12 protein-coding genes are annotated in these 13,436 nt (G+C 60.7%); 4 read left to right on the top strand and 8 right to left on the bottom strand.

The window, feature by feature from the left end; genetic code table 11:
* Positions 1–53: 53 nt before the first annotated feature.
* Together HS122_08905 and HS122_08900 are read left to right on the top strand one after the other, a co-directional pair.
* Positions 54–1,640: an IMP dehydrogenase gene (locus tag HS122_08905; GenBank protein ID MBE7538517.1), complete on the top strand. Its 1,587-nt coding sequence runs from the start codon at positions 54–56 to the stop codon at positions 1,638–1,640.
* 101 nt (positions 1,641–1,741) lie between these two features.
* On the top strand, positions 1,742–3,283 hold the full coding sequence (locus tag HS122_08900; protein MBE7538516.1) for an adenylosuccinate synthetase: 1,542 nt from the start codon (positions 1,742–1,744) through the stop codon (positions 3,281–3,283).
* Here the strand turns inward: HS122_08900 and HS122_08895 are convergent.
* The 6 genes from HS122_08895 to HS122_08870 all read right to left on the bottom strand — a co-directional run bounded on the left by HS122_08895 (position 3,280) and on the right by HS122_08870 (position 8,758).
* On the bottom strand, positions 3,280–4,587 hold the full coding sequence (locus HS122_08895; protein ID MBE7538515.1) for a bifunctional folylpolyglutamate synthase/dihydrofolate synthase: 1,308 nt from the start codon (positions 4,585–4,587) through the stop codon (positions 3,280–3,282). The two genes, HS122_08900 and HS122_08895, sit on opposite strands and share 4 nt — an antisense overlap.
* A 34-nt stretch (positions 4,588–4,621) precedes the next feature.
* Complete coding sequence (locus tag HS122_08890) at positions 4,622–5,491, bottom strand: acetyl-CoA carboxylase carboxyltransferase subunit beta (GenBank protein MBE7538514.1); 870 nt, start codon at positions 5,489–5,491, stop codon at positions 4,622–4,624.
* Positions 5,492–5,520: 29 nt separating this feature from the next.
* A complete protein-coding gene (locus HS122_08885) occupies positions 5,521–6,213 on the bottom strand; it encodes a ComF family protein (GenBank protein ID MBE7538513.1) in 693 nt (230 codons plus the stop codon).
* A 56-nt stretch (positions 6,214–6,269) separates the two neighbouring features.
* Entirely contained in the window at positions 6,270–7,073 is an 804-nt protein-coding gene (gene truA, locus HS122_08880) for a tRNA pseudouridine(38-40) synthase TruA (GenBank protein MBE7538512.1), read from the bottom strand.
* 102 nt (positions 7,074–7,175) lie between these two features.
* A complete protein-coding gene (gene ruvX / locus HS122_08875; GenBank protein ID MBE7538511.1) occupies positions 7,176–7,604 on the bottom strand; it encodes a Holliday junction resolvase RuvX in 429 nt (142 codons plus the stop codon).
* Positions 7,605–7,669: 65 nt separating this feature from the next.
* Positions 7,670–8,758, bottom strand: a complete 1,089-nt coding sequence (locus HS122_08870; protein MBE7538510.1) for a mannose-1-phosphate guanylyltransferase — start codon at positions 8,756–8,758, stop codon at positions 7,670–7,672.
* Positions 8,759–8,837: 79 nt separating this feature from the next.
* On the opposite strand from HS122_08870, the gene moeB reads away from it, so the two are divergent.
* Entirely contained in the window at positions 8,838–10,001 is a 1,164-nt protein-coding gene (gene moeB, locus HS122_08865; protein ID MBE7538509.1) for a molybdopterin-synthase adenylyltransferase MoeB, read from the top strand.
* Positions 10,002–10,030: 29 nt separating this feature from the next.
* Here the strand turns inward: moeB and HS122_08860 are convergent, their stop codons facing one another.
* Both HS122_08860 and HS122_08855 read right to left on the bottom strand, forming a co-directional pair.
* A complete protein-coding gene (locus tag HS122_08860; protein MBE7538508.1) occupies positions 10,031–10,951 on the bottom strand; it encodes an aminotransferase class IV in 921 nt (306 codons plus the stop codon).
* Positions 10,952–11,043: 92 nt separating this feature from the next.
* Positions 11,044–11,439, bottom strand: coding sequence for a helix-turn-helix domain-containing protein (locus tag HS122_08855; GenBank protein MBE7538507.1), 396 nt, complete (start codon positions 11,437–11,439; stop codon positions 11,044–11,046).
* Between the two features lie 722 nt (positions 11,440–12,161).
* Between HS122_08855 and nusA the strand changes: the two genes are divergently transcribed.
* On the top strand, positions 12,162–13,394 hold the full coding sequence (nusA, locus tag HS122_08850; GenBank protein MBE7538506.1) for a transcription termination factor NusA: 1,233 nt from the start codon (positions 12,162–12,164) through the stop codon (positions 13,392–13,394).
* The last annotated feature ends 42 nt before the right edge of the window (positions 13,395–13,436 follow it).

Below are 13,436 nucleotides of genomic sequence, written 5' to 3'. Positions count from 1 at the left end.
CGCAGAAAGCATTTGCGCTTCTCGCCGGACGCTCTACTTCCTTCCCGGCAACCATGACTGAGGTTGCCATTCGTCCCTCCACCGCCTCCGCGATTGATGCGGAGTTCTACCAGCCCGCCGCGGAGTTCTTCCGGGCCAATCTGCCCATGGCGCTGACATTTGACGATGTCTCGCTCGCCACGCTCTACTCGGACGTCCTTCCCCGCGATACCGACACGGGCACGTCCCTTTCGGAATCCCTCCGGTTGTCCATTCCAATCATTTCGTCGGACATGGACACGGTCACCGAGGCGCGCATGGCCATCGCCATGGCGCTGAACGGCGGACTGGGCATCATTCACTACAACATGGCGGCCCGCGACCAGGTGAAGGAGGTTGCCCGTGTCAAACGTCACATTCACGGGCTGATTCAGGATCCGATCACGGTGACCCCGGATCAGCACCTCGGTGACGTCCTCGCCATGATCGATCAGCGGCGCTTCGAGTTTCGCACATTCCCCGTGCTCGACTCCCAGGGCAGACTCGTCGGCCTGTTGTCCGGCGCCACGGTGCGCGAACGTTACCGTTCGAAGAAGGTTTCGGAGGCCATGGTGCCGCGGAAGGATATTCGCACGGTGCACGAACGCGCGCTCCAGCCTGATCCGATTGCCGCCGCGGATGCCTTTTTTACCGAGAATGTCGGCATCCACAAGATGCTCGTCGTGGACGACAATGACCGCCTTCGGGGGCTCGTGACATTTTCAGATGTCGAGCGCATCACGGCGGAGGCGAAGTCGCGCCGCAAGCCGGCCCGCGATTCCGAATTTCGACTGGTCGTCGGAGCCGCCATCGCACCTGTGCGCAAACCGGACGGCTCTCTCGACCGGGATCGCATGATCACGCATGTGGGTCACCTCATGGATGAATCCATCGATGCCGTGGCGGTGTCCACGGCGCATGGGCACAGCGCCGGCGTGGGTGACATTGTGAAGATGCTGCGCGACGCCTTTCCGAGCCTCACCCTGATCGCCGGTAATGTCACCAGCGCCGAAGGCGTGAAATTTCTCGCGGACTGCGGCGCCAGCGCCATCAAGGTGGGCCAGGGTCCGGGATCCATCTGCACGACGCGCATCGTCGCGGGCGTGGGCATTCCCCAGCTCACCGCACTCTATGTCGCAAGCGCCGCCGCCGCCGGTTCCGGCGTCAGAATCATTGCCGATGGCGGATTGACGAAGAGCGGCGATCTGGTGAAGGCATTGACGCTTTCGGATGCCGTGATTCTCGGCGGACTGCTCGCCGGCTGCCGGGAGGCTCCCGGTGAGATCATGGAAATCAATGGCAAACTCTATAAGCAATATCGCGGCATGGGTTCGGTGGCCGCCATGAAGGCGGGAAGCGCGGCACGTTATGGTCACGACAAGACTGACACTTCCCGCAAATTGACCGCTGAAGGCATTGAGGCCCTGAAGGAAGTATCGGGATCCGCCGATGACGTGCTTTCCAACCTCCTCGGCGGCATTCAGAGCGGCATGGGCTACCTGGGGGCGGGCACCCTGCCCGAACTCCGCGCGCGCGCACGCTATATTCGCGTCAGTCCGGCCGGTCAGAAGGAAGCCGCGCCGCACGATGTGGTCGAAATCAAGACCCAGCCCAAGGGTTAGCGGTTTTGGTGCGACCGAAAGAATCTGTTTGCATCAGACCCCGCACGGCGGCTTCAACTGTCGGGCAACAGGGGTTGGACCTCGGTTGCCTCTCAGGAACCATGTCACTCCTTCCTTTCACCAGTCAGTTGATTGCCGATGCCGGCATTTCCTTCGGCGACGAAGGCAAGGGCCGCCTGATCCCCGAGATCGCCCACGAGCTTTCGACCTCACCCACGCCCGTATCGGTCGTGCTCAAGGTCAACGGCGGAGCCAACTCGGGCCATACGGCGGCGGGGATCAAGCTGAACCTTCTCCCTTCGGGAGTTGTTGAACGCGAGATCGCTCATCTCGCGATCGGCAGCGGTGTCGTGGCCGATCCACGGAAGGTCCACTGGGAGGCGCGCCCGCTGGAGAAAAAGGGCTACGCGGTCTACTCACGTTTGCTGATCGACGAGCGCACGCTTGTCTCCGACCTCTCCCATCGCCTGCTGGATCTCGCCTGGGAGGACTATCGCATCAATGTCCTCGCGGAGGCGCCGCGAGGCTCGACGGGCCGCGGCATCACGCCAGCCTACCTGGATGAGGTCGGCCAGTGGCAGATCACTTTCTCCGACTTCCTCGCTGGCAGGAACTACTTTGCGCGAAAGCTCGCCCAGCGCTGCGACCGGGCGCTGCGCACGATTGAGCATGTCTGCCGCGTGAAGCCCGAGACTTTCGCCGGATTCTTCGAGAAGCTTTCCACGGCGGAACTTCGCGCCAATGCGGAGGGCATCGAACTCGGCGTGTTTTCAAAGGAGGAATTCGACTTCAACCGCTTCCGCGGGGACGGACCGTTCTCCCTCAACCTCGACATGCTCACCGAGGTCTACTGGCGGGCGGGCACCGCGCTCGCGGCCAACATCGGGGAGGTTCGCGAGCTCATGCTGCGCGAAACGGCCGCCGGTCGCACGATCATCGGTGAATTCGGCCAGTCCTACTGGCTCGACAAGCGCCACGGCTACTCTCCCAACGTGACCGCGTCGCACACGTTCACGCCCGAGTTTTTCGAGAGCGCCGGCATCCCTGTGCAGCCGATTCACACGTTCGGTGTGGCCAAGGCCTATGACACCAAGGTCGGAACGCACACCTTCCTGACCGAAATGGAGGAGAACCACCCGCTCACGGCAAAACTGAAGCAGCTCGAATTCGGCACCAGCACGGGCCGCCAGCGCATGGTCGGCTGGTTCGATGCCGTCGAGAAGGGGGACGTGCTCAGGTACGGCGGATTTCAGGACCTCATGATCAACAAGGCCGACGCCCTCACGCATTCGGGAGAGTGGAAGGGCGACCTCCAGATCGCCGTCGCCTACCAGGATTCGACAGGGCGCCGCTACTCCCACGTGCCTCGCAACGAAGCCGTGCGAAAAACCCTGCGGCCGGTGTACACGCGTCACCCGGGCTGGCACGAGGACATATCCCGCGTCCGCCACTTCTCGGACCTTCCTGTCAACGCCCGCCGCTATGTGGCGGCGATGGTGCGGGCCGTGGTCGATGTGGCCCATGGCGGCGGCCCTGGCAGCCGTCCGCAACACCTGCCGAACCTCCGCTACCTCGGCGTGGGTCCGGATCCCTCCCAGATCATCAAGGATGTCCCGCCCACGTCCGAACTGATCCGTCTTTAGAAGTCCTGGAGTCGGCCTTCGCCGGCACCCATTTCCGGCGCGATCAGCGCGAAGATCTCCCCAAGCAGGTAAATGGATCCGGTGACTACGACAATGTCATCCGGTCCTCCCGCCGTGCATCGCCTGCCTTGAGGAAAGAGCGCTTCGAGGGATGCGCGCTTCACCGTGCCGGCATACTCCGGCGGTATGAGTTTCTCCAACTCCTCGACAGGTGTCGCCCTGGCCTGATGCGGCGCGACCAGGTTGATCTCACTCGCATAATCTGCGATCGTGTGGAGGAGTGGCGCCGCCCGCGCGGCTCCAAGGACCCCGGTTATGAAGACAGGCTTCCGTCCGGTCTCGCGATGGAGCGCCGCAAGGTTGGAACGCAAAACTTCAGCTCCCTCGGGGTTGTGCGAGGCGTCGAGGATCAGGGTGCGTCCACCAAGCGTCACCCGCTGCCAGCGCCCAGGCCAGACAACCTGGTGCAGTCCCTCGTCAATGAGCTGGCTGCTGAGCTCCCATGCAGGCGCCAGGATGCGCGCCGCCAGGGTCGCGGTCGCCGCATTCCACCGCTGGTAGTCTCCCTCCAGATTGGTGGACGGATACCGCGCAAGATCCTCGCCAAACTCGTCGCGCACGGAATGAACCGCACACCGCTGGGCCGCGGCCACCTCGCGAATCACCCTTTCCGCCTCCGGGGGAACCCTGCCCATGACGACAGGCTTGCCGGGTTTGATGATCCCCGCCTTCTCAGCGGCGATCCGCGCCACCGTTTCCCCCAGCATTTCGCAGTGGTCGAGGCTGATGGAGGTCACGATTGAAACCAACGGATCAACCACATTCGTGGCATCGAGCCGCCCGCCAAGTCCAACCTCCACGATGCTGAGATCACAACGCTTCCTCTTGAACTGAAGAAATGCCATGGCCGTCATGAACTCAAAGAAGCTCGCATGATCCTCCGGCGCACCATGCGCCAGCCGCTCCGCCACGGGCCGAAGTTCGTTCGTGAACGCCGTTATTTCCTCCTCGGAAAGGATGCGACGGTTCACCTGCACGCGCTCTCCCAGTCGAACGAGGTGCGGCGAAGTGTAGAGCCCCACTTTCCATCCCTCCCTCCGAAAAATCGAGTCCAGCATCGCCGCCGTCGACCCCTTCCCATTCGTGCCCGTGATGTGTATCGTCGGCACGACAAGCTCGGGATGCCCCAGCTCCGCGACCAGCAGCCTCATCCGGTCGATGCCGAACTTCACTCCGCGCGCCTTCAGCGAAAAGAGATAGTCCTGAACCGACTCATAGTCGGTGAACGGCATGACTCCGGACATGCGTATTGCGGCTTTGCCGATCCAGGCACCCAGGTCAGGCCTTGGCCGCACCGGGTGCGCGGCGCTTCAGAAACAGCGCCGTCAGCACGTCGCGCAGATGGCTGCGCATTTCAAGTCGTCCGACAATCTGGTCAATCAATCCATGCTTCAGAAGAAACTCCGCGCTTTGGAATCCCGGCGGAAGCGTTTGTTTCGTGGTTTCCTTGATGACTCGCGCACCGGCAAAACCGATCAACGCCCCGGGTTCGGCTATATTGAGATCTCCCAATGTCGCAAAGCTGGCCGTGACACCTCCCATGGTGGGATGTGTGAGCACGGAAACGTAGGGCAGCCTCGCCTCCGCCAGGCGACCCAGCGCCGCGCTCGTTTTTGCCATCTGCATCAACGAAAAAATTCCCTCCTGCATGCGCGCGCCGCCCGAGGCGCTGAAAATGATGCAGGGTATCCTTTTCTTGAGAGCAACCTCAATGGCCCGCGTGATCTTTTCGCCCACCGCCGACCCCATCGCGCCACCACAGAAGCGAAAATCCATCACCGCCACTGAAACGGGTATCTCCTCGATGTTTCCCGTTCCGCAAACCACCGCCTCATTCAAACCGCTTTCACGCTCGTACTTCTTGATTCGCTCCGGATAGGGCTGGGAATCGACAAAGCCAAGGGGGTCTGCCGATCGAAGGGCCGCATCCGCTTCCTCAAAACTCCCGGGATCGAGCAGGGATGCGATCCGCTGCCGGGCCCCAATGGGGAAATGGTACCCGCTCTTCGGCACCACCATCAGGTTGGCTTCCAGCTCCTTGTTGAAAACAATCTCCCCGGAAATCGGACACTTCGTCCACAACCCCTTTGGGATGTCCTTCTTTTTGACAACAACGGTGGAATACTTCGGCTTGCTGAAAAGCGCCATGGTTCGATGAAGGACGATAGAAGTCGGACCTAACCGTGACCAAACGTCGCTACGTCGAGCTTCACAACCCCCGCATCGCGAAGCACGCTTGCGCAGCTGTTGAGAGTGGAACCCGTGGTAAAGACGTCATCGACAAGGATGTAATGCTGGTTCGGCAGAATGCTGGACCGCGGAGCCAGTGCAAAGGCATTTTTCAGGTTCTCCCGCCGACTGCGTCTATCGAATGCCGTTTGCGTCATGGTATCCGTGACGCGTTGCAGCAGAGAATCCACACGCGTTTCGCCCCCAGCCGCGCGTGCAAACACCTCCGCCAGCAGCAGGCTCTGATTGTAGCCACGTTCGCGTTCCTTGCGCGGATGCAAAGGCACCGGAACGAGGACGGCGTCACGCAGATGGCTCAGGAGGTGAGGCGACTGACGCACGATCATTTCGATTTCATGCAGCACATGAAGTCCGTGATGGTACTTGAGCTCGATGATCATCGCCCGCGCGGGTCCCCGCAAAAGAACCGCCGTGAGTCCGGATCGAAACCGGGGCGTGAGCTCCACGCAATGCGGACACACGCGATCCCCCTCCACCTCCCCAAAAAACGGGTGCCCGCACACCGTACAATGGGGGGGGCTCACTCTGACAATCCCAGGGATGCATGCTCGACAGACATGGCGAAACGGCGGGTTGCCCTCAACCAATCCTCCACACCCAACGCAAAGCGGCGGAAACATCAGATCGCCGGCGCATCGAATGCTCTCCCGCAATGCGAAAACTCCATCACTGACATTCACGGTCGTTTGCCAGGTCCTTTCGCCGACAGCGGATACCAAACCTTCATGAGGCAGAGGCCCTGTGGGGGCGCTGTCTCCACTTCCGGAGGGCGCAGCCCGTCGACAAGCATCTGGCGGATTCGCCCGGGTGTTGCCTTTCCGGTGCCGACCGCGACAAGCGCACCGACAAGCGTTCTCACCATCTTGTAGAGAAATCCATCCGCCTCGGCCACGATGCGCAGATTGCGGCCCTTGCGATGAATCTCTAAGCGATCGAGCCGCCTGACAGTGTCGTCCCGATCGCTTCCGTTCAATGCGGAGAAAGCGGCAAAGTCGTGGCGTCCCCGCAGGTGGCGCACAGCCGCGTGCATGGCGTTGAAATCAAGGGGCTCCGGGCGGTCCAGCCCCCAGACAAACCGGCGGATGAAGGGATCCGGATTGCCAAGAAAAATCCGGTATTCATAGCGCTTCCGAACCACGTCGAACCGGGCATGGAAATCCGGCCGCTTTTCGCGCACGCTGCAAATCTGCAGTGATGGTGGCAGCCCGACCCGCATCGCCGCCAGCAGGCGTTGCGCCCCATGCCGCCAGCGCAGATCGAAATGAAAGACCTGAGCCTTCGCATGCACACCCGCATCGGTCCGCCCGCTGCCATGGATGCGCACAGGCAGTTCCGCTATCCGTCCCAGGCGCGCTTCAATCACATCCTGCACGGATCTTCCTCCCGGCTGGCTCTGCCATCCCGCAAAATCGGAACCATCATACGCGCATATCGCCATCCAGCGCACGGAATCCGGTTTTTCTGGGTGAGCCTTCGACATTCTCAGTGGATGCTTGCGGTGGGACAGACGCCGGCAAGCCATGACAGCGCCATGGCGTGCATTTTCCCGATTGCGCCAGGAATATGGGAATGCCCGGTTCAATTACTCCAAGGGCGGCGGCAGGGGCTGATGCTGGTCGAGAAAGTCCTGCAGGATGATTGTTGCCGCCCGTGAATCGACGATGCCGCTTGCCCGGAGGTCGCGCCGGCGTTGTTTCGGAATGCTCTCCTCCGCCTCGTGCGACGTCAGCCGTTCGTCAACCAGATGAACGGGCAGCCCGGTATCGCTTCGGAGTCTTGCTGCAATCACCTCCATTTCGCGGGCCTTGGGCCCGATCGTGTCATCCATGTTCAACGGCCAGCCAATGACGAGGTCAGTCACGCGGCGCTGGCGGATGATCTCCAGCAGGCGTTTCCAGCGCTCGCGCTCATCCTGCTCCACGATGGCGGGGAGCGGCGTGGCCACACCGATTTCATCGCCATAACTGAGCCCCACCCGCCTGGAGCCGTAGTCGATGCCCAGACAACGCATCTTCAAGCCTTCACTGAACGTCGCTGCAATCCATCTCCAGTCTCCGGAGGCATGCGAGTCGCCAGCTAGAGCCAGCGCGCACCATCCTTGGCGGACTCGATTTGCTTGAGAACCGCCTTGATCTCCTGGGCCCGCGCCTTGGGCGCGATGAGTGTCGCATCCGCCGTGTGCACCACGATGAAGTCATCGACTCCGATCGCGGCAACCAGGTGCCCGCCCTCTGAGAACACAATGTTGTTGGCCCCCTGTTCAATGACGACCCGCCCGCGGCAGACATTGCCGTTCGCATCCTTGTCGTGATGGCGCGATATGGCGGGCCAGGCACCGACATCATCCCAGTCAAAGGATGCCGGAAGCATCACCACATTGTCGGACTTTTCGAGCAGGGCATAATCGACCGAGATTTTTCGCAGACCTGGATAGGCCTTCTTTAATGCGCTTGTGAGCGGCTTTCGTTGCACCACCGCCGACCAGACAGGCGCAAGTCCGTCACGCAAATCCGGCGCGTGCCGCCTTATTGCATCAGCCACGGTGCGCACACTCCAGACGAACATGCCGGCATTCCAAACGTAGTTGCCGGATTCGAGATACTGCCTGGCTACCTCCACGGTTGGCTTCTCGACGAACCGCTTCACTCGGAAGACAGGCCGGCGATCAAACGATTTCCAAACCGCTCCGCGTTCAATGTAGCCGAATCCCGTTGCCGGCTCCGTCGGTTTGATGCCGATCGTCACCAGCACATTCCCCGCCCTTGCGGCCGCAAAGGCGGCGTTCAAGTCCGCAGCATACGCCTCTTGATCGTGAATGACATGGTCCGCAGGCAAAACGGCAAAGGCGGCCCTGGTACTGCGGGCCTCAATCAACAGCGCGGCCAGTGCCACTGCGGCCGCAGTGTCGCGCCCCATCGGCTCGACAATGATGTTTTCTCGTGGCAACTGCGCACAGCACGCGCGCACGCCTTTCTCCTGTGCCGCGCTCGTGATGACATACGTATTGCGCTCCGGAACGATCGCCCGCACTCGCGCCAGTGTTTGAGCGAGCAGGGGCTCCGTTCCCACGATGGGAAGCAGGTGCTTCGGCCGATGCGCACGGCTCTGGGGCCAGAACCGCTCTCCTTTTCCACCTGCGATGATCACGACAAATTTCTGGGACATGCCGCTAAAAACCTGCAAGAGTGCGCGCGTCTGCGCAATTTCAATTGCAGACGTTCCCCAAGCGGCCTTCTTCCCTCCTATGACCGGTCTCACTCCAGAGGAGCTTGCACGCTACAGCCGGCACTTGCGCCTGGAGGAAATGGGAATATCCGGGCAAACCCGATTGAAGAATTCCCGGGTGCTCGTGATCGGTGCCGGCGGACTCGGCAGCCCTGCCGCCCTCTACCTGGCTGCCGCCGGTGTTGGCACGCTGGGCATAGTCGATTTTGACCGGGTGGAACCGCACAACCTGCAGCGACAGTTGCTTCACACTGATTCGACGGTCGGGGAGCTCAAGACCGCGTCCGCCGCAGCCCGACTTCGCGCCGCCAATCCGTTGATCACCGTCAATGAGCACGCCACCGCTGTCACCGCTTCCAACGCCGTGGCATTGTTCAGCGAGTACGATGTCATTGTCGATGGCACCGACACCTTTCCCACTCGCTACCTCAACAATGACGCAGCCGTCCTGGCCCAGCGGCCGCTCGTGCACGGCAGTATTTTCCGCTTCGAAGGCACGGTCTCGGTCTTCGCACCTCACCTTGGAGGGCCCTGCTATCGGTGCCTGTTTTCCGATCCTCCTCCGTCCGGGACAGTGCCCACGTGCGAACAAGCCGGCGTGCTCGGCGCGCTCTGCGGCATTATCGGCAGCCTGCAGGCAATGGAGGCGATCAAACTCATCACGGGCGTCGGCACTCCGCTGATCGGGAGTGTGCTCACCTGTGACGCGCTGACTCAGGAGTTTCGACGCCTGCGACTGGCCAAGAGCCCTTCCTGCCGTGCCTGCGGCCCCGGGGCGTCCTTGCAGGAACCCATTCCCGCCGAGCCAGAAGCCTGCAACAATCAATCAACACCACCCATGAAAGCCGCCAGTGCGGAAGCACCGCTTGAACTAAGCGTCGAGGAAGTCAGCAACCTGTTAAGGACGAATCCGGAGGGCATTGCCTTGATCGACGTTCGCGAAACCTACGAGGCGGAGATCTGCCGCATCGGGTGCGCCAGGCTGATTCCCTTGCGACAACTTTCCGATCACCTCGCGTCCCTCGCAACGGACCGGCATCTTCTCATCTACTGTCACCACGGAGGGCGCAGTCTTCGGGCGACTGAATTTCTGCGGAGTCGCGGATTTGCGAACGTCAGCAATATGCGCGGTGGCATAGATGCCTGGGCCGAACGGATCGAAGCAGGCATGCGTCGATACTGATCGACCGCTGGCGTGGAGCCGCTGCTCCGTCAGGATTCGGGCACCCACAGGGCTGTTTGGTGCGTGGCAACATAATTCGCCACATGCTTCGCGAATTCCCGCTTTAGTGTCATCGTCACGGTATTGTCCCCCACGTGAAACGCACAGTCGTCGATGGCTCGCACCGGGACGATATCCTTCGTGGTCGACATTAGAAAGCACTCCTCGAATTCACCAAGTTCTGCCGGCCTGATCGCACATTGTTCAATGCTGACACCCGCTGATGCGGCAACATGGGAAATCAGGATTCGTCGCGTCACCCCTTCCAGGATTCCCGACTCGGCCGGAGGCGTGACGACTATTCCATGCTTAACAAAGGCAATATTGCTCACCGCGGCCTCGGTGATTTCTCCATCGAGATTGCAGATCACCACTTCATCAGCGCCCTTCGCACGCGCTTCACGCAGGCAAAGAATATTGTTCAGGTAGTTGCCGGTTTTCCACGCGGGATTGAGGGAGTCCCGGGGATTCCGACGCAGGGAAGTCGCCAGCGAAAGGAAAAGACCCGCTCGAAGCTTCTCCGGCGTCAGCTTCGGATTGGCCTGCACCAGTATCAGATAGTCAGCCTTGTCAGCAAGCCGGGTGTCCAGCCCGATCGCTCCGCCGCCCCGGGTGATTTGAAGTCGCACGTATACATCGGGAGCATCCTTCACACGCGCCCGAAAGGCCGAGACCGTCCTCCTGACTTCCTCCAGCAGGGACAACCGGGTGACGGGAATCGTCATGAAGAGCGAGGATGCCGAACGCTCCAGTCGAACCCAATGCTCCTCCCATGCAAAGAGGACGTTCTCATAGGTTCGCCAGACTTCGTAAATGGCATCGCCATAGAGGAAGCCTCTATTGAGCGGCGATATCGATGGCTCGTCCGCCGGATGAAGCCGCCCATTCGTATTGGCCTGCACGTAAGACATGCAGCAATCCAGCGCCCCCGGTTCCACCCGCGCAAGACGCAAAAAAACATCCGTGTTTTCGACGGAGGTTGTCTGAATGGACTTCGAAATCCTCAGCCTGCCTTCGCGCCCCTGGCCTTCACGAGGCCCAGCGCCGTCTTGATATTCTGGACGCTTGGAAGGGAAATCCTGAGTTCCTTCGAAATCTCCAAACCCGTCTTCCCCGCCTCGACCATGGATCGAACCTGTGCTCTTGTCTCATCTGTAATCCTGGCCCGCGGACGACGTCCGGACTTTCCCGCCCTGGCCGAACGCGCACCCTTGCGGCGACCACCGCGCGAGCGCTGCGCCAGCTTCAAGGCGCGTATGAACGAATTCAGATCAGGGTACCCAAAGTCGGCTGGCAGACTGGCCAGCGCGGCGGTCCGCTCCGCAGTGATCGTGCTTTCCATTTCCGCGAGCTTCGCGCGGGCCGTCTCAAGCTGATTCAGTTTATCAATGAATGGCATAGGCTGTATATGCAAATCGATCCAACGTACATATCAAGCATAATTCCATTCTATATTTTCTCTCCAGCATCCTGTCGCATGAGCAGCGTCAGCACCGGGCTCCGGCGGAAGCAGGCCTGGGCGGAAAATGAATGATCATCCATGATCAAATCACGACTTCAGGGACCTGCAATTCGATGCTATTTCTCTTCTATATACGGCGAGCAAGCCGGCTCCTTGCCGCTGGCTCGGCGCGGAATTTTTCCGGCGCTGTGGCGCAACGCGCGATCCCTGGTCACGACGGAGCGTGCCCCTCCAAACTACACAAAATTCTTCTCCGCGTCCTCCGCGTCTCCGCGTGAAACTCTTCCGATTTCATCGTACATCCCAAGGCCACGACGGAGCGTGCCCCTCCATCATTGTTCTTGTTTCCCTCTGATTTTATCGACCCTTTGGTTGCAACCCGCCTACTCCCCATCGCATGCCCCTCACCCATCGCAAGCATTCCCCTCCGTTGGAGGGGCATGCTTTGTCATGCCCAGGGTTCGCGCGTTGCGCCACAACGCCGGTTCAATTTCTCACCGACCCACTTCACCCCCTTTCCACCACACCCTGCTCCGGCGGGGTCGAGGGCTTGACAAGGGTTTTTGCGGCAGGCTAACTAACCCGTTTCCAGTCACGGTCACTTTCAAATGAGGTGGGCCTTTGGCCCGCCTTTTTTTTCTCTTTAAACTACACTCCCTATGAGCAACGAAATTCTATCTGTCCTCGAGTACATGGAGAAGGAAAAGGGGATCGGTCGTGCCGACATGATAGCAGCGATCGTGAATGCCATCAAGGCGGCCGCACTCAAGGGAGTTAACTCCGGCCAGGAGCTGAAGATAGAGATCAATCCTCGAAACGGTCAGCTGAAGGCCTGGTCAGTGCTAAAGGTTGTCGATTCCGTCAGCAATCCCCGGACGGAGATCCACGTTGAAAAGGCCCAGGCGGTTCAGCCGGGTGTGCAGATCGGCGAGTTCATCGACAAGGAAATCGATCCTTCGACGCTGGGCCGCATCGCCGCGCAGACCGCACGGCAGGCTGTCATGCAGAGGCTTCGGCAATTTGAGAAGGAGCGCATCTACGACGATTTCAAGGACATGGTCGGCAACATCGTGACGGGCACGGTGAGGCGGAAGGAGCGCAACGACATCTTTATCGACCTGGGCAAGGCCGAGGCAATCCTGCCTGGCAAGGAGCAGGTGCCGACGGAGGAATACCAGCCGGGCGACCGCATTCGCTGTCTGTTGCTCGAGATTGAAAACAGCCCGCGTGGTCCCGAACTCGTCCTCAGCAGGTCCTCCCCACGCTTTGTCCGGCGATTATTCGAAGTGGAAGTCACCGAAATCGCTGACGGAACCGTCAAGATCGAGTCCTTCGCGAGGGAGCCCGGGTACCGGACGAAAATGGCCGTCACCTCAAAGGACCCCAAGGTCGATCCCGTGGGGGCCTGCGTCGGAGCACGTGGCGCCCGTGTGAAGACCATTGTGCGCGAGCTCAATGGCGAAAAAATCGACATCATCAACTATTACGCCGATCCGAAACAAATGGTCATTGAGGCTTTGCGCCCCGCTGTGCCCCGCGACCTCCAGTTCGACGAGAAGAACCGTCGAATCCTGGTGCGTGTCGCTTCTGACGATCTGGCCGTCGCCATTGGCAAGGGAGGCAAGAACGTGCGCCTCACCTCGCGGCTTCTCGGCTGGCGCCTCGAGGTCGAGGAGTTCAAGACCCAGGTCGCGGATCCGCGCACGGCAGGCATCAATGCTCTGGTTTCGACCTTCGGATTCGATCAGGCTCTGGCCGGCAGGCTCGTCGCGATCGGAGTGACCTCGCCAGCGGCCTTCGAAGGCATCGCAACCGACGATCTGGTCAGCGCAAACTTCACCGTCGAGGAGGCTGAGGCCATCCTGGCACGCGTGCACAGTCAAACTTCCTGAACCCCAGGCTTCACGAAACTCCCAGTCCAACCACACTTAATT

The sequence above is a fragment of the Opitutaceae bacterium genome, assembly GCA_015075305.1.
In the GTDB taxonomy this organism is placed as follows: domain Bacteria; phylum Verrucomicrobiota; class Verrucomicrobiia; order Opitutales; family Opitutaceae; genus UBA6669.
Note: the sequence above shows the minus strand (reverse complement) of the source record. Positions and strands in the feature narration are given on the sequence as shown.

Coding starts and splice junctions, on each gene's coding strand:
- HS122_08905 (MBE7538517.1), top strand. CDS start 54: ATGACTGAGGTTGCCATTCGTCCCTCCACCGCCTCCGCGATTGATGCG.
- HS122_08900 (MBE7538516.1), top strand. CDS start 1,742: ATGTCACTCCTTCCTTTCACCAGTCAGTTGATTGCCGATGCCGGCATT.
- HS122_08895 (MBE7538515.1), bottom strand. CDS start 4,587: ATGTCCGGAGTCATGCCGTTCACCGACTATGAGTCGGTTCAGGACTAT.
- HS122_08890 (MBE7538514.1), bottom strand. CDS start 5,491: ATGGCGCTTTTCAGCAAGCCGAAGTATTCCACCGTTGTTGTCAAAAAG.
- HS122_08885 (MBE7538513.1), bottom strand. CDS start 6,213: ATGTTTCCGCCGCTTTGCGTTGGGTGTGGAGGATTGGTTGAGGGCAAC.
- truA (MBE7538512.1), bottom strand. CDS start 7,073: ATGTCGAAGGCTCACCCAGAAAAACCGGATTCCGTGCGCTGGATGGCG.
- ruvX (MBE7538511.1), bottom strand. CDS start 7,604: ATGCGTTGTCTGGGCATCGACTACGGCTCCAGGCGGGTGGGGCTCAGT.
- HS122_08870 (MBE7538510.1), bottom strand. CDS start 8,758: ATGTCCCAGAAATTTGTCGTGATCATCGCAGGTGGAAAAGGAGAGCGG.
- moeB (MBE7538509.1), top strand. CDS start 8,838: ATGACCGGTCTCACTCCAGAGGAGCTTGCACGCTACAGCCGGCACTTG.
- HS122_08860 (MBE7538508.1), bottom strand. CDS start 10,951: ATGTCTTACGTGCAGGCCAATACGAATGGGCGGCTTCATCCGGCGGAC.
- HS122_08855 (MBE7538507.1), bottom strand. CDS start 11,439: ATGCCATTCATTGATAAACTGAATCAGCTTGAGACGGCCCGCGCGAAG.
- nusA (MBE7538506.1), top strand. CDS start 12,162: ATGAGCAACGAAATTCTATCTGTCCTCGAGTACATGGAGAAGGAAAAG.